This is a genomic window from Actinomycetota bacterium (assembly GCA_004297305.1).
GTDB lineage: Bacteria > Actinomycetota > Actinomycetes > S36-B12 > FW305-bin1 > FW305-bin1.
Genome location: SCTR01000007.1, coordinates 22,548 through 47,278, shown reverse-complemented (window position 1 = coordinate 47,278; position 24,731 = coordinate 22,548). Strand labels below are relative to the sequence as shown.

Annotated in this window: 20 protein-coding genes; 5 read left to right on the top strand and 15 right to left on the bottom strand. The window is 71.4% G+C overall.

What is annotated here, in order from left to right:
* Positions 1-82 precede the first annotated feature (82 nt).
* Both nrdR and EPO13_05900 read right to left on the bottom strand, forming a co-directional pair.
* Positions 83-583 (bottom strand): transcriptional repressor NrdR, encoded by a 501-nt coding sequence (gene nrdR / locus EPO13_05905; protein ID TAK69421.1) that lies wholly within the window; start codon positions 581-583, stop codon positions 83-85.
* Positions 584-1,162: 579 nt separating this feature from the next.
* Positions 1,163-1,666 (bottom strand): LysM peptidoglycan-binding domain-containing protein, encoded by a 504-nt coding sequence (locus tag EPO13_05900; GenBank protein TAK69420.1) that lies wholly within the window; start codon positions 1,664-1,666, stop codon positions 1,163-1,165.
* Between the two features lie 249 nt (positions 1,667-1,915).
* On the opposite strand from EPO13_05900, the gene lexA reads away from it, so the two are divergent.
* Positions 1,916-2,680 carry a transcriptional repressor LexA gene (gene lexA / locus EPO13_05895; GenBank protein TAK69419.1) on the top strand — a complete coding sequence of 255 codons (765 nt, stop codon included), beginning with the start codon at positions 1,916-1,918 and terminating at the stop codon, positions 2,678-2,680.
* Between the two features lie 82 nt (positions 2,681-2,762).
* On the opposite strand, the gene EPO13_05890 is transcribed toward lexA, so the two are convergent.
* The 6 genes from EPO13_05890 to EPO13_05865 form a co-directional block, all read right to left on the bottom strand.
* Positions 2,763-3,224 (bottom strand): DUF4383 domain-containing protein, encoded by a 462-nt coding sequence (locus tag EPO13_05890; GenBank protein TAK69418.1) that lies wholly within the window; start codon positions 3,222-3,224, stop codon positions 2,763-2,765.
* A gap of 189 nt (positions 3,225-3,413) precedes the next feature.
* On the bottom strand, positions 3,414-3,821 hold the full coding sequence (locus EPO13_05885; protein TAK69417.1) for a hypothetical protein: 408 nt from the start codon (positions 3,819-3,821) through the stop codon (positions 3,414-3,416).
* Positions 3,822-3,837: 16 nt separating this feature from the next.
* Positions 3,838-5,799: an ATP-dependent DNA helicase gene (locus EPO13_05880; GenBank protein ID TAK69739.1), complete on the bottom strand. Its 1,962-nt coding sequence runs from the start codon at positions 5,797-5,799 to the stop codon at positions 3,838-3,840.
* Between the two features lie 261 nt (positions 5,800-6,060).
* A complete protein-coding gene (gene hflX, locus EPO13_05875; GenBank protein TAK69416.1) occupies positions 6,061-7,479 on the bottom strand; it encodes a GTPase HflX in 1,419 nt (472 codons plus the stop codon).
* 138 nt (positions 7,480-7,617) lie between these two features.
* On the bottom strand, positions 7,618-8,466 hold the full coding sequence (locus EPO13_05870) for a diaminopimelate epimerase (protein TAK69738.1): 849 nt from the start codon (positions 8,464-8,466) through the stop codon (positions 7,618-7,620).
* Between the two features lie 122 nt (positions 8,467-8,588).
* Positions 8,589-9,689: a glycosyltransferase family 1 protein gene (locus tag EPO13_05865; protein TAK69415.1), complete on the bottom strand. Its 1,101-nt coding sequence runs from the start codon at positions 9,687-9,689 to the stop codon at positions 8,589-8,591.
* A gap of 252 nt (positions 9,690-9,941) precedes the next feature.
* Between EPO13_05865 and EPO13_05860 the strand changes: the two genes are divergently transcribed.
* Entirely contained in the window at positions 9,942-10,712 is a 771-nt protein-coding gene (locus EPO13_05860; GenBank protein ID TAK69414.1) for a PIG-L family deacetylase, read from the top strand.
* Here EPO13_05860 and miaA read toward each other — a convergent pair.
* Positions 10,688-11,734, bottom strand: a complete 1,047-nt coding sequence (miaA, locus tag EPO13_05855) for a tRNA (adenosine(37)-N6)-dimethylallyltransferase MiaA (protein TAK69413.1) — start codon at positions 11,732-11,734, stop codon at positions 10,688-10,690. The genes EPO13_05860 and miaA overlap by 25 nt on opposite strands.
* 151 nt (positions 11,735-11,885) lie before the next feature.
* Between miaA and EPO13_05850 the strand changes: the two genes are divergently transcribed.
* Positions 11,886-12,101, top strand: a complete 216-nt coding sequence (locus EPO13_05850) for an antitoxin (protein ID TAK69737.1) — start codon at positions 11,886-11,888, stop codon at positions 12,099-12,101.
* Between the two features lie 13 nt (positions 12,102-12,114).
* Here the strand turns inward: EPO13_05850 and EPO13_05845 are convergent, their stop codons facing one another.
* Genes EPO13_05845 through EPO13_05835 form a run of 3 tightly spaced genes read right to left on the bottom strand, consistent with a single transcriptional unit; the run spans position 12,115 to position 16,945 of the window.
* A complete protein-coding gene (locus EPO13_05845; protein TAK69412.1) occupies positions 12,115-12,921 on the bottom strand; it encodes a hypothetical protein in 807 nt (268 codons plus the stop codon).
* A gap of 42 nt (positions 12,922-12,963) precedes the next feature.
* Positions 12,964-14,451 (bottom strand): tRNA (N6-isopentenyl adenosine(37)-C2)-methylthiotransferase MiaB, encoded by a 1,488-nt coding sequence (miaB, locus tag EPO13_05840; GenBank protein ID TAK69411.1) that lies wholly within the window; start codon positions 14,449-14,451, stop codon positions 12,964-12,966.
* 22 nt (positions 14,452-14,473) lie between these two features.
* Positions 14,474-16,945, bottom strand: coding sequence for an MMPL family transporter (locus EPO13_05835; protein TAK69410.1), 2,472 nt, complete (start codon positions 16,943-16,945; stop codon positions 14,474-14,476).
* A 229-nt stretch (positions 16,946-17,174) separates the two neighbouring features.
* Between EPO13_05835 and EPO13_05830 the strand changes: the two genes are divergently transcribed.
* A complete protein-coding gene (locus tag EPO13_05830) occupies positions 17,175-17,711 on the top strand; it encodes a MarR family transcriptional regulator (GenBank protein ID TAK69409.1) in 537 nt (178 codons plus the stop codon).
* 100 nt (positions 17,712-17,811) lie between these two features.
* Here EPO13_05830 and EPO13_05825 read toward each other — a convergent pair whose 3' ends face one another.
* The 3 genes from EPO13_05825 to EPO13_05815 all read right to left on the bottom strand — a co-directional run bounded on the left by EPO13_05825 (position 17,812) and on the right by EPO13_05815 (position 19,857).
* A complete protein-coding gene (locus tag EPO13_05825; protein TAK69736.1) occupies positions 17,812-18,348 on the bottom strand; it encodes a regulatory protein RecX in 537 nt (178 codons plus the stop codon).
* A 35-nt stretch (positions 18,349-18,383) separates the two neighbouring features.
* Positions 18,384-19,430, bottom strand: coding sequence for a recombinase RecA (recA, locus tag EPO13_05820; protein TAK69735.1), 1,047 nt, complete (start codon positions 19,428-19,430; stop codon positions 18,384-18,386).
* A gap of 232 nt (positions 19,431-19,662) precedes the next feature.
* The gene (locus tag EPO13_05815; protein TAK69408.1) at positions 19,663-19,857 is read right to left on the bottom strand and encodes a DUF3046 domain-containing protein; all 195 of its coding nucleotides are present in this window, start codon (positions 19,855-19,857) and stop codon (positions 19,663-19,665) included.
* 107 nt (positions 19,858-19,964) lie between these two features.
* Here EPO13_05815 and EPO13_05810 point away from each other — a divergent pair, with 107 nt between their 5' ends.
* A complete protein-coding gene (locus EPO13_05810; protein TAK69407.1) occupies positions 19,965-24,713 on the top strand; it encodes an ATP-dependent helicase in 4,749 nt (1,582 codons plus the stop codon).
* Positions 24,714-24,731: the final 18 nt, after the last annotated feature.

Here is a 24,731-nt window from a genome sequence, read left to right as displayed (position 1 = left end):
GACGTCGTACGTCGTACGGATGGCTGGGGCGGCACCAGTCGGTGGCCCAGCACGGGTCGGTGGGCACGTGCTCGGCGGGGCGCTACGGGGTGGCGCCGACCGCCTTGGTCTGCGGCGGACGCTCCTGGCCGGTGGGCTCCCCCTCGGCTCGGAGCAACGCGATCTCCGCCTCGAAGTCGTCGAGCGTGTCGAACGAGCGGTACACGCTGGCAAAGCGCAGGTACGCGACCTCGTCGAGTTCGCGCAGCGGTCCGAGGATCGCCAGCCCGACCTCGCCGGAGGGCACCTCGGCCGCACCCCCGGAGCGCACGGCCTCCTCGACTCGCTGGGCGAGTAGCGCGAGGTCGTCCTCCCCCACCGGCCGCCCCTGGCAGGCCTTGCGCACGCCGACGAGCACCTTGGTACGGCTGAACGGCTCGCTGACACCCGACCGCTTCACCACCGACAGCGTCGCGGTCTCCGTGGTGGTGAACCGACGGCCGCACTCCGGGCACTGCCGGCGGCGGCGGATCGCTGCGCCGTCCTCGGACGGGCGCGAGTCGACGACCCGGGAGTCCGAGTGGCGGCAGAACGGGCAGTGCATCGAGTACCCCCTCCTGGGTGCGGAGCCCCGTCTCGGGCGACGTGGCTGGGCAGTGTCTTTCGGATCGGCAGTCTTCGGGTCGGGCTGTGTCTTGAGCGGGCCGCGCTGTGGACGGGTTGGGGATCGCTGGGCCTGTCCGTTCGGGCCGGCCTGTGGATCCTGCAACTCCCCAGATGTGGATGAATGACACCGATGTCATTACTAGATGTAGGGGAAGGTAGACCCTCCGCCGCTATGGGTGTCAAGAACCGGCAGCAACCTCGCGCGTGTCGCGCACCGGCCGAGGCCTTGGGCGGGCGCGCACGGGCCGAGGCCCTGGGCGGGGCGGCCCCGGTGAAGCAGCTCGATCCCCGAGGGCGCAGTGCACTCCCGGTGGAGCAGCCGATCTCGTCGGGCGGTGCGGGTCCCGTGGAGCAGCTGATCTCGTCGGGCGGTACGGGTCCCGGTGAAGCAGCTCGATCCCGTCGGGCGATGCGGTCTGGTCGAGCAGCCGATCTGGCCGGGCAATGCCGCCGCTCGAGCAGCTCTACTCACGCCGGACAGCGCGGCACAGCAGCCGCCCCGGCGTCTTGCGCGACGTCAGACGAACACCGGCACGACGAGCGGCTGACCAGGGACGACCAAGGAGCTGTCGAGATCGTTGAGGTCGCGGATCCGCAGCACCATCTCCCGCGGATCCACTCCCGGAGCCACGTGCTGAGCGATCTGCCACAACGACTGCCCCGGCTGCACGATCAGCTCCCGGGTCGCCGGGCGCGCCGCTTCCGACGAAGCCTCGGACGAAGCGCTCCGACCGAACGACACGGCGGCGAACATGAGCAGCACGAGCAGGACGAGCAGGACCAACCGGCCTCGTCGGGTCAGCCGGGCCGGCCCCTTCCGGCGGGACGTCCCCTGCCGGCTGATCCGCTGTGGGCTGATCCGCTGCCGGCTCGGCGTCGCCGGTGGGTTGGACGCCCCCGGTCGGTTGGACGTCGCCGGGCGGGTGAACGTCGCCGGTTGGCGTGCCGGTAGCTGCCGCCACGAGGAGCCGGCCGATGCCTGCGGTACTGCGGTGCGGGCCGAGCGGACAGTCGTACTCATGGGGACCTCCGGGGAAGGGAGAGGCGAACATGCGTTCGATCGAACCTGTGTGCGATTTCTACCAGGCCGGTCCGACACGCGCAACGATTTCTTCGTACAGGTGTTTGATGTCGTCGGCGGGGCGCACTAACGTCCGAGGCACGCCCCACACGGTGCCGCGCCTGTCTGACAGTCCTGTCGGCGTCCTGTCCGACAGACAGAGCAGGCCGCTCACACAAGCGCCGAGGTGACACGAACAAGGGAGCCCCCGTGGCCGAGCGCCGCAGCCGTACCGGTACCACTCCGACCGCCGCGCGCGGCTCGATCGGCACGGCGTCGCCACAGTCGAGCACCGCGGGTGAGTCCGGCGCGGTGATCCCCATTCCGGATGGCCCTCCGGACATCCACGGGCTGACGCCACGAGCCCGACGCGTGCTCGAGGTCATCCGGGAGACAGTCGAACGCCGCGGCTATCCGCCGAGCATCCGCGAGATCGGCGAGGCGGTCGGCCTCACCTCACCGTCCAGCGTCGCGCACCAGCTGAAGAGCTTGGAGGCCAAAGGGTTTCTGCGTCGTGACCCGCACCGCCCGCGGGCGGTCGAGGTTCTGCTGCCCGGCGAAGCGGCGTACGACGAGACCGGCAGCGGCGACGCCCACCCCGCGGCGGCGTACGTCCCGGTCGTCGGGCGGATCGCTGCCGGCGGTCCGATCCTGGCCGAGCAGGCCGTCGAACAGGTCTTCCCGCTGCCGCGCGAGGTCGTGGGCGACGGTGAACTCTTCCTGCTCAAGGTAGTGGGTGACTCGATGGTCGACGCGGCAATCTGCGACGGCGACTGGGTCGTCGTCAGATCCCAGCCCACAGCGGAGAACGGCGACATCGTTGCTGCCCTGCTGGACGACGAGGCGACCGTCAAGACCTACAAGCGCCGCGACGGCCACGTCTGGCTGATGCCACACAACCCCGCGTACGAGCCGATTCTCGGCGATCACAGCCGGGTGCTCGGCCGCGTCGTCGCCGTGCTGCGCAAGGTCTAGCAACGCCGAGCACGCAACCCCCGAACGACCGCCGAGCCGAGCACGCAACCGAGCGACCGCCGAGAAGGAGCGAGCTTTCGGGCTACAGCGTGGGATTGATGCTGCGGTCGACCGACGACCGGGCGTCAGCGCGGATCGGCCACAGCGCGATCACCAGGCCGATCAGTGCGGTCACGCCGTGCAAGACATTGTCCGCGCTGTTGATGCTGAGGAAGTTCTCGTTCCCGGTCCGTCCGACCGCCCAGAGGCCGTACACAAACACGATGCCGTACCCGGCGAACAGCAGCCAGCCGTAGGTGCGGGCACCGGTCAGGCTACTGGCGAGAGCGATTCCGGCGAGACCGATGACGATGTGCACCACGTTGTGCAGCGGGTTGATCTCGAACCACAGCAGATGCTCGTCGGTGTGCGAGGCGAAGTTGTCGAACCCGGTGATGAAGAAGCCGACGATCCCGACGACCAGGTAGACAATCCCGAAGACCAGAGCCAACGTCCGGGGAACCACACCGGGATCGTTCGACCACGTTGGGCGCGTATCCGACATGTCCCACCTCCGCAGCAGGCACCGCCACACGGCGGTACCGGTGCGCTGGGGATTCCCCCTCACCGTCCGCTCAAACGCCCCACTCAGTGTCGGCTGGAACGCCCTACTCAGTGTGAGCTCGAACGCCCACTCCATGACGACTCGCCAGCCGGTCGCTGGCTGGCGCGGAGCAGCGGCCGTCGGCTGCCGTCAGCTGCGAGGCTGCCGAGGATCGGCCGGCGACTCCGCCCGGTGAGCTTGCTGCAGCGCCGGTGGCGCGGCCGCCCGCCAGGCGTCGAGGAGGAGTTCGGTCAGCTCCGGCTCGTCGATCTCGGCCAACCGCACCAGGACGGCGGGATAGCCGTCGTAGTGCGGTTCGGTGAAGTAGATCCGTGGGTCGGCAGCGACCAGTTCGCGCTTCTCGGCCTCACCGGCCACCCGGACGGCCAGCACCGTCGGATTGGGCACCCGAGACCGTTTGGGCTGCAGACGCTCGAGCCACACCCAGGCGAGCTTCTTCAGCTTGCCGTTGTGCCGGATTCCGATTCCGAAGCGGTCCGTCGCTTCCTCGGTCTCCGGCAGCGCAAGGGCGATCCGGCGTACGTCGTCCTGATCCATGCGCCCATCATCGTCGCTAACCGGTGGAGTCCTCGTTCGCCCCGGAGCCGGCACGACCAGCGCCGCTGAGAACAGCACCGGGACGATCGGATTCGGTGAAACCGGCGTCCAGCCGGGTCAGTGCGGCACGGACCAGCGAGCCGTCCACGGTGTACCAGAACGGCGGCAAACTGGCCCGCAGGAAACCGCCGTAGCCGGCCGTCGCCAGCCGCGGGTCGAGCACGGCCACCACCCCCCGGTCGTCACCGCCCCGGATCAACCGCCCGACCCCCTGGGCCAGCAGCAGGGCGGCCCGAGGCACGCTCACCGCGCGAAACCCGCTGCCGCCCTTGTCGTCCACGGCCTGTTGCCGGGCGGCGACCAACGGATCGTCCGGACGCGGGAACGGGATGCGATCGATCACCACACACGTGCACGCCGGTCCCGGGACGTCGACGCCCTGCCACAACGACAGCGTGCCCAGCAGCGTGGAACGCTCGTCCGCGGCGAAGCGCTTGACCAGATCTCCGACGCTGTCGCCTCGGCGCTGCACGTGCAGCGGACCGGGTGCCTTCTCCCCCAACCGGACCCGCAGGTAGTCGGCCGCCCGGTCGACGGCGCGCCACGACGAGAACAGCGCCAGGGTCCGGCCGCCGGCCGCCGCCACGAGGTCTCCGAGTTCGTCGAGCGCTTCCTCAGGCAGCCCGTCACGGCCCGGCGACGGCAGATGCGCTGCGACGTAGAGGATGCCCTGCCGGGCGAAGTCGAACGGCGAACCCACATCCAGGCTGTCCCACCGCGGGGCGGCAGGTCCGGCCAGACCGAAGGAGGCGGCCAGCGGGTCGAACGACCCGCCCAGCGTCAGCGTCGCACTGGTCACGATGACGGTGGACTGCTCGAACAGGGCCAGCCGGAGCAACCCGGACACCGACAACGGGGCCAACTTCAGTGCCGGCGTCCGCTGTTCGCCCGCGTCCAACCAGGCGACGTCGTGCTCGGTGAGGTCCGACAGCCGCACCGCCGCATCGTGGACCTCGTCCAGCGCGGCCCGGACCAGTTGCCGCCGGGCGATTCCCTCGGCGTCGCTGGCGTCGAGCTTCGTCCGGTTGATCGCGGTGATCACGGCGTGGGCGGCGTCCCGCACCTCGACCAGCGCCGCGGCCAACGGTCCGTCGGCGCCCTGGATGCGGCGTACTGACTGGCCAGCAAGCGATTGCAGCGCCTCTGCCAGGTCGTCGCCGGCGTCGGCGAGTCGGTCCACCACCTCGTCTTCCGCACTACGCCGGGCACGTCCGGCCGCGCGTTCGACGGTGCGGGAACTCAGCTCCATCGTCACGGCCGCCGTCGCCCGGTCGACCAGTTCGTGACCCTCGTCGATGACCACCGCGTCGTGTTCGGGCAGGACCGGAATGCCTTCCAGCGCACCGATCGCGAGCAGCGCGTGGTTGGTGACGACGACGTCGGCCTCGCGAGCGCGATCGCGGGCGCGTTCGGCGAAACACTCCTCGCCGAACCCACAGCGGGCCTTGCCGACACATTCCCGGCTCGACACCGACAAGCCGCGCCACACCCGAGGGTCGACCGGGTCCGGATAGTCGTCCCGATCGCCGGTGTCGGTCTGCTCGGCCCACTCCCGCAGCGCCACGGACTGCTTGCCCAGCGCCGTCTGCGGCGCGTCGAACAGCGCGGCGGTGTCGTCGTCCGGGCCAGCTCGGTGCAGCCGGTCCAGGCACACGTAGTTCTGCCGGCCTTTGAGTACGGCGTAGACCGGCCGACGCCCGATCACCGGCTCGATGGCATCGACGAGCCGCGGCAGGTCACGCTCGACCAGCTGGTGCTGCAAGGCCAGGGTTGCCGTGGCGACGACGACCCGGCCGCTGCCACTGCGGGCGTGCAGCAGCGCGGGGACCAGGTACGCCAGCGACTTGCCCGTCCCCGTCCCGGCCTGCACGAGCAGATGTCGGTTGCCGTCCAGCGCCGAAGCCACGGCCTCGGCCATCGCCACCTGACCACTGCGGTGCTCGCCACCCAGGGCGTCGACGGCGGCAGCGAGCGCCCGCAGCACGTGCGGGCCCGCTGTGGCCGCATTCGAGGTCGACGTGGTCGCCGGGCCGTCGGCGGCCAGCTCGCCGGGCGCTGCGCTGGATCGACGTCCATCGGAGGCACCGGTCACCCCGGCATGGTCGCAGAGTCATCGCCGGCAACCAGCTCGGCGTCGCGGCCTGGGGACACCGACGCGGCGAGCGAGGCCGCTGCGCGCTCAGGCGAGGGCGCGAAGTTCGCCGGCGAGCCCGGCCGGGACCCGCGCGACCAGTCGCGTGCCGGCCGACAGGTGATCGAGTTCGAGAACCTCGCCGTCACGATGGACCCGGGAGACCAGGTCACCGCGGTCGTACGGCACGACGACCTCGACCTCGACGCGGGGCCGTGGCAGCAATTGTTCGATCCGCCGCGACAACTCCTCGAAACCCGCGCCGGTCCGTGCCGAGACCACCAACGAGCCGGGGTATTGCCGGCGGACCTGTTCCAACGCCAACGGGTCGGCGGCGTCGGCCTTGTTGAACACGATCAGTTCGGTGACCGTCGTCGCGTCGATATCGGCGAGGACCTCACGGACCGCCCGGATCTGTTCCTCCGGAGCCTCATCGGACCCGTCCACGACATGCAGCACCAGGTCCGACTCGGCGACCTCTTCCAGGGTCGACCGGAACGCCTCGACGAGTTGGTGCGGCAGATGCCGGACGAAACCGACGGTGTCGGTCAACGTGAACTCGCGTCCACCGACGGTGCGGCCCCGCCGTACGGTCGGATCCAGCGTGGCGAACAGCGCGTCCTGCACCAGCACGCCGGCGCCGGTCAGCCGGTTCAGCACACTGGACTTGCCGGCGTTGGTGTACCCGGCGATCACCACGGCCGGGACGGCGTGGCGGCGCCGGTGCGCACGCTGGGTGGTCCGGGCGGTCGCCATATCGCGAATGTCCCGGCGCAGCCGCGCCATCTGCGTACGGATCCGCCGCCGGTCGGTCTCGATCTTCGTCTCGCCCGGGCCTCTGGTCCCGATACCGCCGCCAGCGGCACCGACCCGGCCACCGGCCTGCCGGGACAGCGACTCGCCCCAACCGCGCAGCCGCGGCATCAGATATTGCATCTGCGCCAACGAGACCTGAGCTTTGCCCTCTCGGCTGCGGGCGTGCTGGGCGAAGATGTCCAGGATCAGCCAGGTCCGGTCCACGACCTTGACCTTGACGACGTCCTCCAGTTCGCGCAGCTGCCCGGGGGTCAGTTCGCCGTCGCAGATCACCGTGTCCGCTCCCGTCGCGGCGACGATGTCGCGCAGTTCGCGGGCCTTGCCCGACCCGATGTACGTCGCGGCGTCCGGGCGGTCGCGGCGTTGCACGACGCCGTCGAGCACGATCGAGCCGGCAGTTTCAGCCAGCCGGGCGAGTTCCTGCAGCGAACGCTCCGCGTCGCGCAGCGTCCCCTCGGTCCAGACTCCGACCAGCACGACGCGCTCGAGCCGGACGCGCCGATACTCGACCTCGCTGACGTCCTCGAGTTCGGTCGACAGGCCGGCGACGCGTCGCAGCGCCTGGCGGTCCTCCAGCTGCAACGACCCCAGGTCGGGGTCCTCGTCGTACGGCGCGCTGCGCAGGGGCGCCTGGGGCACGGATTCAGTCATCGGCTCCAGGGTCGCACGCGACGCCGCCCGGCGCAGTGCCGATTCGCCGCCGGCGAACGTCGCGCCGGCCCAGCTCAGCCGGTGACCTCGGCCAGCCACGGGAGGCTTAGCCGGTGACCTCCGCCAGCCAGGCGGGGCTCAGCCGGTGACCTCGGCCAGCCAGGTGGGACTCAGCACGCCGCGGGCGACGAACGAGACCGGCCCGGCCAACTCGAACGACCCGTCCTCGCGTTCGGTCACCCACAGCGTCCCGCCGCCCACGTCGACCCGCCAGCGAGCCTCCGGCGACGCGCCGTCACGTCGCCGGGCGGCCCAGGTCGCCGCGACCGCCCCGGTCCCGCACGACAGCGTCTCCCCCGAGCCGCGTTCGTGGACGCGCATCGCGAGGTGGGCCTGGCCGCGGGTGACGACGAACTCGACGTTCACCCCGTCCGGGAACGCCGTGGATGGCTCGACCCTCGGCGCCTGCCGCAGGTCGCCGGCGTCGGCAAGGTCGTCGACGAACACCACGGCATGCGGGTTGGGTGCGAAGACAGCGGCTGCAGGCCAACGGTTCCCGGGCACGGCGACCTGCGGCGCGGCCGTCGGCTCGCCCGGCTGCGGGCGTCCCATCTGGACGACGACGTCGCCCACCGGCGGGACGTAGCCGCGCAGGACGCCGGCGCGGGTCGCGAACGGGATCCAGCCGGCAGGACACAGTTTCGCGGCCACCAAATACCGCAGGAAGACCCGGGCGCCGTTGCCGCACATCTGAGCCAGCGAGCCGTCGGAGTTCCGGTAGTCCATGAAGTACGGCGCGGCGGCGACCTGGCCGGCGCTGACCGGATCGGCCCCACTGGCCACGACGCGCAGGACGCCGTCGGCACCCACCCCGCGGTGGCGATCGCAGATCGCGGCGACCAGGCCCGGGGTGAGGTCGAGCCGGCCGTCGGAGTCGTCGAGGATCACGAAGTCGTTGCCCGTGCCGTGCGCCTTGAGGAAGGGCAGCCCGCGGTGACCGAGGCCGTCGGCCGGCGGCAGCCCGGTGACGAAGGCGTGGGCGTCGGCAGTCACGCTGGCAGCCTAGGCGTCCCGGGCCCGCTCCGGTCAGGTCAAGCGGTGGTCCGGGGTCAAGCCGCCGTCGCTCCGGCGGCGGCGTACGCCGCCCTGGTCGCAGCGAGCACGTGCGGCCAGTCCTGGACCACCGGGGTCTGCCGGTTGTGGTCGCTGATCCGGTCGAGCAGCACCGGGTCCTGGCCGAGCCGGACCAGCGCGGCGGTCAGCCCGGCATCGTCGGCGGCCAGCAGGCCTTCCACCCCGTCACGGACGAAGGTGCCGATACCGGCCTGGCTCCGCGCGACGACCGGCAGGCCCGCGGCACGCGCCTCCAGTGCAGCCAGCCCGAACGACTCTCGTACCGACGGCTGCACGAAGACGTCGGTGGTGGCGTACAGCGACCGGATCGCGTCGTGCGACAGCCGCCCGGGCAGCCGTACGGCGCCGCCGGCGTGGCGTTGCAGCCGGGCGCGGTCAGGTCCGTCCCCGACGACGGTGGCCCGCAGTCGGACCTGGGGCGCGAGCGCGTCGGCGGCGTTGCGCAGGATGACCGCCAAGGGGACCGCCCGCTTGCGGGGCGCCAGCCGCATGACCGCGGCGACCCGCAGCACACCTGGCTCACGGGGCCGGTGTTCGACCTGCCACCGTGACGGGTCGATTCCGTTGGGCAGCACCAACACTGACGCGCCGTCAGCGGCGACGGAACGGATCGGTGCGGCGGCCACGTCGCTGACAGCCGACAACTGCGCGCCGGCGCTGCTCCACCGCACCACCTTCTCGGCGAGCCGGAAGCCCGGTGTGGCCAGCGGACCCCAGACGCAGTGGGCCGTGACGAGGGTGGGCATGCCGAGGTCCAGCGCGGCCTTGAGCCCGGACCAGGCGAACGGCGACACGACACCGGCGTGGACATGGACGACGTCGACGCGGTGGCGGCGCAGCACGTCGGTGACGTGGTGGTGAGTGCGGGGCGCCACCGGCAGGTCGAAGGGGACGCGGGCGGTGATCCGGTGCACCACCACACCGTCCGCGCCGTCGTGGTCCGCGCCCAGCCGCGTCGCGGTGAGCACCCGGACCTCGTCGCCGGCCTCGACCTGGCGACGGGCCAGTTCGCCCACCTGGACCTCGATGCCGCCCAGCCGCGGGGCGTAGCAGTCGCTGACGTGCGCGATCCTCACGCCGCTCCTCGCCTGGTCCGGGACGGGCCTCGTCGAGCCGCCCGCGTCGTCAGTTCGGTGTCGGGCGGCAGGGTAGTCGCCGGTCCTGACCGCCGGGACGTCCCAGCGGCGGCGCGACCTCCTCTCCCCGGCCACGCCATACCGGGGGCCGCTGCCGCCGGCCGGAGCTCAGGCCGGGCGCCACGGGGAGCCGGCGTGCGCGGACGGGAACGCCTTGCGCGGAGGGAAACGCCGCTCGGGTTGGATGGGGTCGTGCCGCAGACGCTGGTGTTCTTTCACGCTCACCCCGACGACGAGGCACTGCTGACGGCGGGAACCATGGCCCGGGCATCGGCGGCGGGACACCGGGTCGTCCTCGTCGTCGCGACCGCTGGGGAAGCCGGGCTGGCCGCCGCCGCGCTACGCGACGGTCTCGGCGAACGCCGCCGGGCCGAGCTGCGCGCCTCTGCCGCCGCGCTCGGGGTCGCCCGGGTGGTGGAGCTGGGGTACGCCGACTCCGGCCTGGACGGCACGGCCACACCGCCGCCGGGCGGCCCCGTCCCGTTCAGCCGGGCCGACCCGGCCGACGCGGCCGGCGGTCTCGCCTCGTTGTTGCAGCAGGAGTCCGCCGACGTGCTGACGGTGTACGACGCCGCGGGCGGCTACGGACACCCGGACCACGTCGCCGTACACCGGGTCGGAACTGCCGCAGCGGCGATCGCGGGGACACCACGACTGTTCGAGGCGACAGTTCCCCGCGAGGCGCTGACCCGGGCGATCTCGTTGGTGGGCAAGGTGTATCGGTTCCCACCGGAATTCGACCCGACGACCTTCGAGCGGGCGTTCACCCCGCGTGCGCAGATCACCCACCGGGTCGACGTACGCCGGTTCGCCGCCGCGAAACGAGCCGCGATGGCCGCACACGCCAGCCAGGCCAGTGCGGACGGCGCCGACCGCACGCTCGCGGCGTTCCTGCGCCTGCCGATGCCGCTGTACCGATACGTGTTCGGCACCGAGTTCTACCGCGAGGTCCCCGCGCGCTGAGCCACCGCGCCAACCGTGCGGTCGACGAGGTCGCCGGCGGCGGCGTCGAGCCAGTGCACCTGCTGGTCGCGCCTGAACCAGCGCTGCTGACGCCGGGCGAAAGCCCTTGTCGCGCGAGCGGTCTCGGCCTGGGCGGTGGCCTCGTCGTACTCTCCGGCGAGCAGGCGGAGCACCTGGGCGTAGCCGAGCGCACGGGATGCGGTCGGCGCCGTTCGCAGGCCACGCTCCACCAGGCGCCGTACCTCGTCGACCAAGCCCTCGGCCCACATCCGCTGCACCCGGGCGTCGATGCGGGCGTCGAGCTCCGGCCGCGACAACTCCAAGCCCAGCCGGACCGAGGGGTACACCGGCTGCGACGGCGGCAACGTGGCGACGAAGGAGCCGTGAAGCTCGACCACTTCCAGCGCCCGGACCACCCGACGGCCGTTGCTGGGCAGGATGGCCGCGGCCGCCGCGGGATCGACGGCGGCCAGTTCGGCATGCAGCGCAACCGATCCGCGGTCGGCCAGGGCCGACTCCCACCGCGCCCGCACCGCGGGATCGGTGCCCGGGAACTCCAGGTCGTCCAGAACCGCGCTGACGTACAACCCGGAACCGCCGACCAGGACCGGGGTGACGCCCCGCGAGAGCAACTCGTCGATGACGTCGCGGGCCTGGCGGCGGTAGCGCACGACGCTGGCGGGATCCTGGATGTCCCAGACGCCCAGCAGATGGTGCGGCACGCCCCGGCGCTGCTGCTCGGGGACCGTGGCGGTACCGATCCGCATGCCGTCGTACAGCTGCATGGAATCGGCGTTGACGACCTCACCCCCGACGGCTTCGGCGACGGCGATGCCGAGGTCGGACTTGCCGGTGGCGGTCGGGCCGACGATCGCCACGACGCTCGGCGCGTCACCGGTCGGCCGTCCGGCTGTCGTTGGCGCCCGATCCGGTGGCGTGCCCGGGTGCACCGCACCCGACCGTGGGGTGGGCTCCCCCGAGTCGGGTGTCCCCAGGTCGGGTGTCCCCAGGTCGGGTGTCATGGCCGGGATCCTCCCCTAGGTTGGTCCCTTCAGGCGTCAGGGAAGGAGCTCAGTCGTGAGCGGAACGTTCGACAACTTCAAGGAGAAGGCCGGCGAGTTCGCCGACAAGGCAAAGGACGTCGCCAGCGAGGTTGCCGAGAAGGCCAAGGACATCGCTGGCGACCTCAAGGAAAAGGTCGGCGGCCTCGCCGACCAGCACGGAGACAAGGTGACTGGCGCGGTCGAGAAGGGCACGGACTTCGTCGACGACAAGACCGGCGGCAAGATCACCACTGTCACCGACAAGGTCGACGACCTCACCGGTAAGGCGGTCGACGCGTTGAAGAGCGGCGAGGACAAGACCCCGCCGGCTGACCCGTCGGTCTGACGCCGGCCGGGCGTCAGCCGCGCCGCAACGGCCGCTCCCGGTCCTCGCGCCCGGGGGCGGCCGCCGGGCGCGGGGACACCGTGTCGGGCACCCGTCGCCAGCTGCCGACCACCATGGCCACGCCGTACCGAGCTTCCTCGACGGCGACATGGGCGTCCCAGTCCGCCTGCGCGGTCGCGGCCGCTGCGGCGCGCCAGGCAGGCGCCCCACCGACCAGCAGTTCAGCAGCGACGTCGCGGTCGAGGTCGGCCAGAGCGGCCGGATCGCCGTCGCGGATCGACTCGAGCCACTCCTTGTCGTAGGCCTCCGCCCGGGGATCGAGATAGCCGGGCGCCGCGACTCCGCGTCGAGCGGAACCGTCTCCCATCACCACCAGCACCACGCGCTCGCCGGGGTCGGTGGCCAGCGCCGACCCCGTCGCGTCGAGCTCCGCATCCGTCGCGGTGGCCGCGACCGCGACTGCTCGCACCGCGCCGGACCACCCCACCCGCTGCAGCTGCCAGGCGCCGAGCCGTAGCCCCAGTGGGACCAGCCAATCGGCATTCATAGCCGCGGCGCCGTGGTTGACCTCAACGGTGAGGTCGATGTTGAGACCCAGGTCCGCGAAGTCACCCGCGGCGGGGTTGGTGGTGTCGGTGACGTCCCACGGCTGCGGTGCGACGGCCAGCAGGATCACTCGATCGGGAGCAGCTGGGCCGAGGACCCCGGCCAACGTCTCGTCGGCCGCCGCCCGGAGATGGTCCAGTTCGGGGGCGGCAGCGCCGGCGATCTCCGGCACGACGATCGGCGCCGTGGGAAGGAACACCACCGCGTCGATCATGGCGACGACCTTAGAGCCCGCCCTGCCGCCGCCCGCAGGTGGTCAGGCGAGGGCCACGGCGGAATCGGCTGTCGCGCCGGCCGGCCTGACCTGCGGCATGCCGAGCGCAACCCTCGTGGGCGATGGCGCGACGTCCGGCGGCGCTGCGGCACGCGACTGCCAGGCGTCGCCGGCCCGGGTCGCGCGGACACCCAGCACCTCATCGGCGACCAGATGATGCGGCGCGGCGTACGTGACGCGCGCGGTGACCAGATCACCGGGCCGCGGCTGCCCGTCGCTCGGGACGGCGACGTGGACCAACCGGTTGTCACGCGCCCGCCCCGACAGCCGTCGGGTGGCGGCGTCCTTGCGCCCCTCCCCTTCGGCCAGCAGCACCTCGACGATCTCGCCCTGCAGGGCGCGGTTCTCCGCCCAGGCGACGTCTTCGACGATGGCCACCAGCCGCTGATAGCGCTCCGCCACGACCTCGGCCGGCACCTGGTCCGGCATGGTGGCCGCGGGCGTCCCGGGACGCGGGGAGTACTGGAAGGTGAAGGCGCTGGCGAATCGGGCCGCCCGGACGACGGCGAGCGTCTCGGCGAAGTCGGCCTCGGTCTCCCCCGGGAACCCGACGATGATGTCGGTGGTGATGGCGGCCTGCGGAATCGCCTCACGTACCCGTTCGACGATGCCGAGGTAGCGCTCCTGCCGGTAAGAGCGGCGCATGCGGGCCAGCACGGCGTCCGAGCCGGACTGCAGCGGCATGTGCAACTGCGGCATGACGTTCGGGGTGTTCGCCATGGCATCGATGACGTCATCGGTGAAGTCGCGTGGATGTGGGCTGGTGAAGCGGACCCGCTCGAGTCCTTCGACGTCCCCGCAGGCTCGCAACAAGTCGGCGAACGCGCCGCGGTCGCCGAACTCCACGCCGTACGCGTTGACGTTCTGCCCCAGCAGGGTGACTTCCAGAACCCCTTCGGCCACCAGCGCTTCGACCTCGGCGAGGACATCGCCGGGACGGCGGTCCTTCTCCGTCCCACGCAGCGACGGCACGATGCAGAACGTGCAGGTGTTGTTGCAGCCCACCGAGATCGCGACCCAGGCGGCGTACGGCGACTCCCGCCGGGTCGGCAGCGTCGAGGGAAACTCCTGCAGGTGCTCCAGAATCTCGACCTGCGCTTCTTCGGCGATCCTGGCGCGTTCCAACAGCACCGGAAGCGAACCGAGGTTGTGCGTGCCGAAGACGACGTCGACCCAGGGTGCCCGCCGGGTGATCTCGCCGCGGTCCTTCTGCGCGAGGCAACCACCGACGGCGATCTGCATCCCCGGATGGCCGGCCTTGACCGGCAGGAGCTGGCCGAGGTTACCGTAGAGCCGGTTGTCGGCGTTCTCCCGGACCGCACAGGTGTTGAGGACCAGGACATCCGGCGTCGACCCGGGTGCAGCTGAGGTGTAGCCAGCGTCCTCGAGCAGGCCCGAGAGGCGTTCGGAGTCGTGCACGTTCATCTGGCAACCGAACGTGCGGACCTCGTAGGTGCGTGTCACCGTCACAGGCTACGGCGCGCCGGCGCCGCTACCGCTCGCCGGCACTTTCCAGCTCGTCCTCCGGAACATCCTCGATCGCCGCCGCCTCGGCCTCGTAGTCCTCCTCGGACTCCACCGAGACATGCGGAATGATCTTGTCCAGCCAGCCGGGCAGCCACCAGTTCACCCGGCCGAGCACGGTCATCAGCGACGGCACGATGATGAGCCGGACGACGAACGCGTCGAGGAGCACGGCGGAGGCCAGGGCCACGCCGAACAGTTTGATGAACGTCACGTTCGTCGGAATGAACGCGGCGAACACCGAGCCCATGATCGCCGCCGCGATCGCCACGACCCGACCGGAACCGGCCAGGCCACGTCGAACGGCGGCCCGGTTGTCGCCCCGATGCAGCCACTCCTCCTGCATCCGGGTCACCAGGAACACCTGGTAGTCCATCGAGAGGCCGAACAGGATCGCGAACAACATGATCGGCAGGAACGGGAAGATCGGCCCGGTCGCGGTCACACCGAACACGCTGGTCAGCCAGCCCCACTGGAACACGGCGACGGTGATCCCGATCGCCGCCCCGAGCGAGAGCAGGCTGGTCAGAACCGCGGTGAGCGGGACAACCAGAGACCGGAACAGGACGACGAGCACGAGGAAGCCCAGACCGACGACGACCGCGAGGAACAGCGGCAGCTTCTCGACGAGGACGGTGGTGAAGTCCTGCGTGATCGCCTGGGTCCCACCGACATAGGCCTTGATCCCCGACGACGCCGTCGCCTGCGGGATCACGTCGGAGCGCAGAGTCGAGAGCAGATCCGACGTGGCCTCGTCCTGTGGCGCCGACTTCGGCACGACGATGATCGACACCACGTCGGCGCCCGGATCGGTGAAGTTCGGGATTGCCACGGCCTGAGCCACGTCGGGAGCCGAGGCGAGTGCCTGCACCAGTGCCGGTACCCCCGCGGCCTGGCCGGGTGCCGGCAGCTGCGCCGCGACGAAGAACGGCCCGTTGCTGCCCGGGCCGAAGCCCTCGCTGAGCAGGTCGTAGCCGATCTTGGCCGGGCTGCCGACCGGGGCACCGCTGTCATCGGCGAAGCCCTGCCGGATCGAGAACGCCGGGATGGCGAACAGCATCATGACGATGAACGCCGAACCGCCGATCAGCCACGGGTGCCGCTGCAGCCGGTTGCCGTGCCGGGCGAAGGCGTTGCCGTGCTCGTGGGCACGTCCACTGGTGAGCTTGTGCCAGGCGAGCCCGATGAGCGAGATCGGGAAGAACAGGATCCAGAAGAACCAGCGAACGCCGATCCCCACGGCGCGGAACGCGGCGAGGATGCCGGGGTGCTTGTCGCCCTTCATGGGCGGGGCGACGTGCGGCGCCAGCTTCGACACCCACGGCATCCGCACGCCGAAGGCACGGTGCCCGACCAGTGACAGGAAGGCCGGCAGCAACCACAAGGCACCGAGCATGACCATGAACACCGTCACGGCAGCCGCGACAGCGAGGCCGTTGAAGAAGTTGATGCGCAGGATGAACAGGCCGAGCAGGGCGATGACGACGGTGACCGCCGCGAACTGGACGGCGCGGCCTGCGGTTCGGACGGCCTCGAGCGCGGCCTCGCGCGAGGTCCGGCCGACGTCGAGTGCCTGCCGGAACCGGTTGATCACGAACAGCGAATAGTCGATGCCGACGCCGAGCCCGATCATCGAGGCGAGGATCGGCGCGAAGGTCGCGACGTCGAGCCAACGCGCTGCGACGTTGACCAAGACCAAGCCGAGGCTCAGCGAGATCGTGGCCGACAAGATCGGCAGAATCGCGCCGACGACGGAGCCAAAAGCGAACAGCAGAATGATCAGCGCGACCAGGATGCCGATGAGTTCGCTGCTGGGCGGCTCCTGACCGGCGAAGGTGAGGACGTCACCGTTGGCGCCCACGGTCAGCGTGGCGTTGCCGACGGTGGATCCGTTGGCCGCCTTGACCAGGTTGAGCACCTTGGTGGCGTCATCGACCGGAACGTCCTCAGCCGCTCCGGCGAAGTCGACGGTCAGGTAGCCGACGGACTTGTCCGGGCTGATCGGCGAGAAGACGGCGAGGGCCTTGGCTGCCTCGGCCTGCTGCGCCGGCGTGAGCTTCGACAGGTCCGGCACACCGGAATCGGCCGCACACTTGGCGCCGACGTTCTGGCCCAAGGGGTTCTGCACACACTCGACGGAGGGGACGGCCGCGATCTCGTTGGCGAGGGTCGTCACCCGCTGGACCACCGCGGGGTCGGTCACGGTGCCGGTGGACGGCGAGAACACCACCTTGGCGGTGTTGCCGAACGCCGCCTGGGAGGTGCCGTTGGACTCGAGCAACGTCTGGGCGGTGGTGGACTCGGTGTCCGGAAGGTTGAACGAGTCGTTGAGCGTGCCGGCCGCAGCCCCGCCACCGACGAAGACGACGACCATGAGGACGAACCACCCCAAGATCGCCGACTTCGGGTGCAGGACCGCCCACCGTGACAACCCACCCATGCGCGTGCTCCCCTCAGTGATGGCTCCGGTCGCCACCTGTGATCGCCGAGGCTAGAGTGTATGTGTGGCACATGCAAATGACTTGCCCAGGCCGCCCGGGGTGACTCCCGTCGCACCGGCGGTCCGGCGTGCTGCGGGCACCGAATCGTCGTCGCCAGTGTGGCAGCGCCCGAGCCGTCCGTCTGCCGGTCCTCCGCAGACGTCAGCTGCGCGTTCCGTCGACGCCACGTTGGAAGCGCCGACCGACCCCGAGGCGCCGGGACCGGACGAAGCGGGAACGGAGCGGGCCGAACGATTGGCTGCGGTCAATCTGCTCGGCGACGTGCTGGACGGACTTCGACTGCTGTTCACCCGGCCGCCGGTTCAGAGCTACATCGCCGAACGCCTGGGACGCCGGATCGACCTGGCCAAGCTTCTGGCCTGTCAGAAAATCGCCGACCTCTCGGCAACCGGAACATCGATCTCGGTCAAGGACGTGGCCGCCACCATGCAACTGGATCAATCGACGGCGAGCCGGCTGCTCGCCGATGCCGAGGCGGAGGGTCTGGTCGTCCGCAATGCCGACCCCCACGACCGGCGACGCACTGTCGTATCGCTCAGCGACGCGGGCCGGGATGCCGTCCGCGCCCTCACCGACGCCAGGATTTCGGTGATCGAGCGCATCGTCGCCGACTTCTCGACTGACGACCTGCAGACCTTCACGGCGCTGGCCGATTCGTTCGCGCGCGGCGTGGCCCGGCTCGGTGAGAACTCCACCGACACCTGACGCCATCGCTCCGGCGACCGCCGCGCGCCCCTTCCCTGTTGGCAGCGCGCCTGTAATAACCCGCCTGTCAGTACCGCGCCTATCAGTCCGACTGCTGCGCTCAGTCGACGAACTCCGGATCGGCCAGTTCCGCATCGACAGACTCCTGGCCGCGCAGGGCCGCGTGGACCACGGCGTACGCGACCGCGGGCGGATAGCCCTTGCGCGCCAGCATCGCGGTGAGCCGGCGACGGCGAACATCGACGGCCAAACCCGCGGTCCGGCGCATCACGCGAGCGACCAGGTCGGCCGCCCGTTGCCGTTCGGCCGCCGAATCGACTGTGGCGACGGCCTCGGTGATGACCTCCGGCGGGATACCCCGCTGCCGCAGTTCGTGCTCCAACGCCCGGGCCGACAACCCTCGGCCGGCATGCCGGGACTGGACCCAGGCGTGAGCGAATGCCACGTCGTCCACCAGGCCGACCTCGGTCAGGCGGTCCAGCACCGTCTTTGCGATCTCCGGTCGCACACCGCGGCGTGCCAGCGTGGCCTCCAGCTGCGCCCGAGTCTGCGCGGACGCAGTCAATCGCTGGAGCACGATGGTGCGCGCCGCCGCCTCCAGATCGGCGGCGCCGCCATCGTGCTGGTCGACAGGCATCGGCGTACGCCCGGCGATGTCGACAGAACTCACATTCAGATGTCGATCGGTGCCGGCGAGTCCACTGCCGGAGCATCGACACGGGCACCGATGCCCAGCGCTTCTTTGATCCGCTTCTCGATGTCGTCAGCCAGATCAGGATTGTCTCGCAAGAAGGTCCGTGCGTTTTCCTTGCCTTGGCCGAGCTGATCGCCTTCGTAGGTGAACCACGCGCCCGACTTGCGCACGATGCCGTGGTCGACGCCCATGTCGATCAGACTCCCCTCACGGGAAATCCCCTCGCCGTAGAGAATGTCGAACTCCGCCTGCTTGAACGGCGGACTCACCTTGTTCTTCACGACCTTGACGCGCGTGCGGTTGCCGACCGCTTCGGTCCCGCCCTTCAACGTCTCGATCCGCCGGACGTCGAGACGAACCGAGGCGTAGAACTTCAGGGCCCGGCCACCGGTCGTCGTCTCCGGCGAACCGAACATGACGCCGATCTTCTCCCGCAGCTGATTGATGAAGATCGCCGCGGTGTTGGTCTGGCTCAGCGCGCCGGCCATCTTGCGCAGCGCCTGACTCATGAGACGAGCGTGCAGGCCGACGTGGCTGTCGCCCATCTCGCCCTCGATCTCCGCTCGCGGAACCAGAGCGGCAACCGAGTCGATGACGACGAGATCGAGCGCCCCCGATCGGACGAGCGTGTCGCAGATCTCCAGTGCCTGCTCGCCGGTATCCGGTTGCGAGACATAGAGACTGTCGAGGTCGACACCGAGCTTCTTGGCATACTCCGGGTCGAGTGCGTGCTCGGCGTCGATCATGGCCGCGATCCCGCCGGAACGCTGCACGTTGGCGATCGCGTGCAGGGCGACGGTGGTCTTGCCGGACGACTCCGGGCCATAGATCTCGATGATGCGGCCCCGCGGAAGACCGCCGATCCCGAGTGCGACGTCGAGGGCGATCGAACCGGTCGGAATGACGTCGATGGGAGCGCGGCCGTCGTCGCCCAGCCGCATCACCGAACCCTTGCCGAACTGACGCTCGATCTGCGCCAGCGCAGAATCCAGCGCCTTCTCTCTGTCGTTCGGCCGAGAGGCCACGGAACGGTCAGGGGTCGCAGCCATGAGGGGCTCCTTCGGCGAGAACGATTGATGCCGGACGCACGCTAGGGCGGCGGTCCGACATCCCTGCCGGCCACGACACCCCTGGGGGCGCCGTACCCACAGCTTCACCCTAGAACGAACACCTGTTCGATGACAGCGACACGCCGCAGCGGCTGGTGGCCCGGCTGCTGCTACCGAGTCGGCTGCTACCGGCTCAGCTCCTATCGGGTCAGCGGTCCCGGGCCGGCAAGCCGAGCTCCGCGTGGACGGCCCGCCAGACCGCTTTCGCCTCTACCCCGGCATCCAGCGCCTCGTCGACCGTGCGCCCGCCGAGCGCCGCGACGACGTGGTCGTGTGCCCAGGACCGGGCGTACGACGGGCCCAGTGCCGCCTCGAGCCTGGCCCAGAACTCGGTCAACCGCACGCGGCCATCCTGCCCGACCGCCCGCCCGCCGGCGGCTCGCGGCCGCCGCTTCGCTGCTGTGCTCCCCCGATGATCGCGACGGGCCGGCGTCAGACCGCTGGGCCAGGATGGCGACCGTGAGCGCGACACAACCGGCTGCCGGCCCGGGGACCTCCCCGCTGGAAGCGGCCGGTTTCGGGGCGGCGACGAGATCGTGGTTCGCCGCGGCGTTTGCCGCTCCGACGCCAGCCCAGATCGGTGCGTGGGCGGCGATCAGCCAGGGCGACCACACGTTGGTCGTGGCACCGACCGGCAGCGGCAAGACACTCGCCGCCTTCCTGTGGTCCGTCGACCGACTCGCCAGTACGCCGCGCCCGGACGACGCCCGAGCCCGCTGCCGAGTGCTGTACGTCTCGCCGCTGAAGGCGCTGGCCGTCGACGTGGAGCGCAACCTGCGCAGCCCACTGACCGGCCTGCGGCGCGAAGCGAGCCGCCTCGGCCTTCCCGAACCCGACATCACCGTGGCGATCCGGACCGGCGACACCCCGCCGAACGAGCGGGCACGGCAGGTCCGCCGGCCGCCGGACATCCTCATCACCACGCCGGAATCGTTGTTCCTGCTGCTGACCTCGCAGGCACGAGAGTCGTTGCGCGGCATCGAGACAGTGATTCTCGACGAGGTCCACGCCGTGGCCGGCACCAAGCGCGGGGCGCACCTGGCGGTGTCGCTGGAGCGGCTCGACGCCCTGCTGGCCCGGCCGGCGCAACGCATCGGCCTGTCGGCGACGGTGCGCCCGCCCGACGAGGTCGCCCGTTTCCTTGCCGGTGCCGGTTCCCACGACTCCGGACGCGGCCTGACCATCGTGGCGCCGCCGGCGGACAAGCAGGTGCAGCTGCGCATCGAGGTCCCGGTCGCCGACATGGGCGCACTGGGCGAGGAGCTCGACCACACGGGGCCGGCCGCCGGAGCCACCGCCCGCAGCTCGATCTGGCCGCACGTCGAGGAACGGGTCGTGGACCTGGTGGCGGCGCACCGCTCGACGCTGGTGTTCGCCAACTCGCGACGGCTCGCCGAACGCCTGACCGCCCGGCTCAACGAGATCGCCCACGAGCGTGCCAGCGGGGAAACCCTGGACCCCCGCGGAGCGCCAGCGGCGGTGATGGCCCAGGCCGGATCCAGCGGCGGCGCCGCCCCGCTGCTGGCCCGCGCCCATCACGGATCGGTGAGCAAGGAACAACGCGCTCTCATCGAGGACGACCTCAAGGCCGGCCGGCTCCCAGCTGTCGTGGCGACCAGCAGCCTCGAACTCGGCATCGACATGGGGGCCATCGACCTGGTCGTGCAGGTGGAATCACCGCCGAGCGTCGCCAGCGGACTGCAGCGGGTCGGCCGTGCCGGCCACCAGGTCGGAGCCGTCAGCCGCGGCGTGGTGTTCCCGAAGTACCGCGGCGACCTCGTCCAGACCGCCGTGGTCGTGGAACGCATGGACGCCGGTCTCATCGAGTCGACGCGGATGCCACGCAACCCGCTGGACGTGCTGTCCCAGCACATCGTGGCGGCCGTCGCGGTCGACGACTGGGACGCGGACGCGCTGCTCGCCCTCGTCCGCCGGGCAGCGCCGTTCGCCACCCTTCCGCAGTCGGCGTACGACGCGGTGCTGGACATGCTGTCCGGCCGCTATCCCGCGGACGAGTTCGCCGAGCTACGACCGCGCCTGGTGTGGGACCGCATCGGCGGCACGTTAACGACCCGGCCCGGTGCCCAGCGGCTCGCGGTCACCAGCGGCGGCACCATCCCCGACCGCGGACTGTTCGGGGTATTCCTGGTGGGCGAGAAGGCAAGCCGTGTCGGTGAACTCGACGAAGAGATGGTCTACGAGTCCCGGGTCGGCGACGTCTTCAGCCTCGGCGCCAGTTCCTGGCGGATCGAGGACATCACCCACGACCGCGTGCTGGTATCGCCGGCCCCTGGCCAGCCCGGACGCCTGCCGTTCTGGCACGGCGACGCCATCGGCCGGCCCGCCGAACTGGGCCAGGCGATCGGCGGTTACGTCCGAGACGTCGCCGGCCTGCCCGCGGCAGCAGCCCGAGACCGGCTGCAGCGCAGCGGGATGGACGACTGGGCCGTCGACAACCTGCTCGGCTATCTCAGCGAACAGCAGGCCGCCATCGGCCAGCTCCCGGACGACCGGACGCTGGTCATCGAGCGGTTCCGGGACGAGCTGGGCGACTGGCGGGTCGTGCTGCACTCGCCGTACGGCGCCCGGGTACACGCCCCGCTCGCCCTGGTCCTGGCGGCCCGGCTACGCGACCAGTGGGGAGTCGACGCCCAGGTCATGCATGCCGACGACGGAATCGTCGTACGGCTGCCCGACACCGACGCCGACGACGACGCAGACCGCCTGCTGGCCGATGTGGTGTTCGGGGATCCGGACGAGATCGAGCCGGTGGTCACCGCGGAGGTCGGCGGTTCGGCGCTGTTCGCGTCCCGGTTCCGGGAGTGCGCGGCCCGCGCGCTGCTGCTGCCCCGGCGGGATCCGCGTCGCCGTACTCCGCTGTGGCAGCAGCGACAACGCTCGGCGCAGCTACTGGGCGTCGCCTCGCGATTCGGCTCCTTCCCGATCGTGCTGGAGACGGTCCGCGAGTGCCTGCAGGACGTGTACGACGTCCCGGCGCTGGTCGAGCTGGTCCGGCGGGTGCGCGACGGCGAGGTCCGGGTCGTGGAGGTGCAGACGCCGACGCCGTCCCCGTTCGCGTCGTCGCTGATGTTCGGCTACGTCGCGGCCTTCCTGTACGAAGGCGACGCGCCCCTGGCAGAACGCCGCGCCCAAGCCCTGACCCTGGACACCGGTCTGCTGGCAGAACTGCTCGGCCAGGCAGAACTGCGCGAACTCCTCGATCCCGCGGCCATCGGGCAGGTCGAGGCCGAGATCGGGCGGCTGGCACCCGATCGCCGGGCCCGGCACGTGGAGGACGCCGCTGACCTGCTCCGCGTGTTGGGACCGCTGTCGGCCGAGGAGGGCTCTGCTCGCGGCGTCGAGCCGGAGTGGTGGGACGAACTCGTGGCGGCCCGGCGCGCCTTCCGTGCCCGCCTCGGCGGCGTCGATCGCGTCGTCGCCGTGGAGGACGCCGCTCGCGTCCGCGACGCGCTCGGCACGGCCCTGCCGGTCGGCCTCCCGGAGTCGCTGCTGGAACCGGTGGCCGACCCGCTCGGCGACCTGGTGATGCGCTACGCGCGCACCCACGGGCCGTTCGCCGCTGCCGACGTGGCCGGCCACTTCGGTCTCGGCATCGCCGTCGTCCGCAGCGTGCTCGACCGGTTGACCACCGCCGGCCGGCTGGTGACCGGCGAGCTGCGCCCCGGCGGTTCGGGCACCGAGTGGTGCGACGTCGAGGTGCTCCGGCTGGTGCGCCGCCGCAGCATCGCGGCCCTGCGCAAGGAGGCCGAGCCGGTCGATCCGGTGGTGCTCGGGCGCTTCCTGCCGGCCTGGCAGCACGTGCGTACTGCCGGCGGCGGGCGGGCGCCCGCCGCATTGCGCGGCGTCGACGGCGTGCTGACCGCCGTCGAGCAGCTCGCCGGAGCGGTCGTTCCGGCCAGCGCGCTGGAGTCGCTGATCCTGCCGGGACGCATCGCGGACTACTCCCCCGCGATGCTGGACGAGCTCACCTCGGCCGGAGAAGTGCAGTGGTGGGGCGCAGGCGCGCTGCCCGGTGACGACGGCTGGATCGCGCTGGCCCCCACCGGGATCGCGGACCTGCTGCGTGCGCCGCCCGATCCGCAGCTGCTGGCGCCCGCCGTGCCGGCGGCAATCCTGGCGGCGTTGGACGGCGGTGGCGCCTGGTTCTTCCGGCAGCTGGCCGACCGGGTCGCCGGTTCGCAGCCCGACCCGGTCGGGGACCGGGACCTCGGCAGCGCGTTGTGGGATCTGGTCTGGGCCGGCGCGGTCACCAGCGACACCCTCGGGCCGTTACGGGCCCTGCTGGGTCACCGGCCGCACCGGACACGCGTCCCCGCCGGCCGAGTCCGACGTGCCCGGGCGGTGACCGGCGCCGCGGCCCACGTCCTGCCGACCCTGGCCGGTCGATGGTCGCTGCTGCCGGCACCGTCGGACGACGCCGCGCGGCGGGCCGCGGCGCTCGCCGACAGCCTGCTGGCGCGGCACGGCGTGGTCACCCGCGGCGCCGTCGCCGCCGAGCGGATCCCCGGCGGCTTCGCCGCGGCGTACCGCATCCTGGCTGCGTACGAGGAGGTCGGCCGGGCCCGCCGGGGCTACGTCGTCGACGGTCTCGGGGCGGCCCAGTTTGCGGTTCCGGGTGCGGTGGACCAGTTGCGCAGCCACGCAAGCCCACAGGCGGAATCACTGGCGCAGCCGGAATCACTGGCGCAGCCGGAATCACTGGCGCAGCCGGAATCACTGGCGACCGGGCTGCCGCAGTCGCAGGCGATCGCGTTGGCGGCGTCGCAATCGACCGGGCTGTCAGGGGTCCAAACGACTGGGCTGCCGCAACCGCAGGCGATCGTGCTGGCGGCCGCCGATCCGGCGAACCCGTACGGCGCGGCGCTGCCGTGGCCGGATCCGCCGGGCACCAGTGGCCACCGTCCGGGTCGCAAGGCCGGTGCGCTGGTCATCCTCGTCGACGGGGCGCTGACGCTGTACGTCGAACGCGGGGGCCGAAGCCTGCTGACGTGGTCCGGCGACCCGGCCACGCTCGACAGTGCGGTAGCGGCGCTGGCCGGCTCGGTACGAGCCGGAAACCTGGGGCGGCTGACCGTCGAACGCGCCGACGGTGCCGCCGTGGTGGCCACCCCACTCGGCGAAGCGCTGGAACGCGCGGGCTTCCGCGCCACGCCGCGCGGCCTGCGGCTACGTGCCTGACGGCTGATCTGCGAGGAT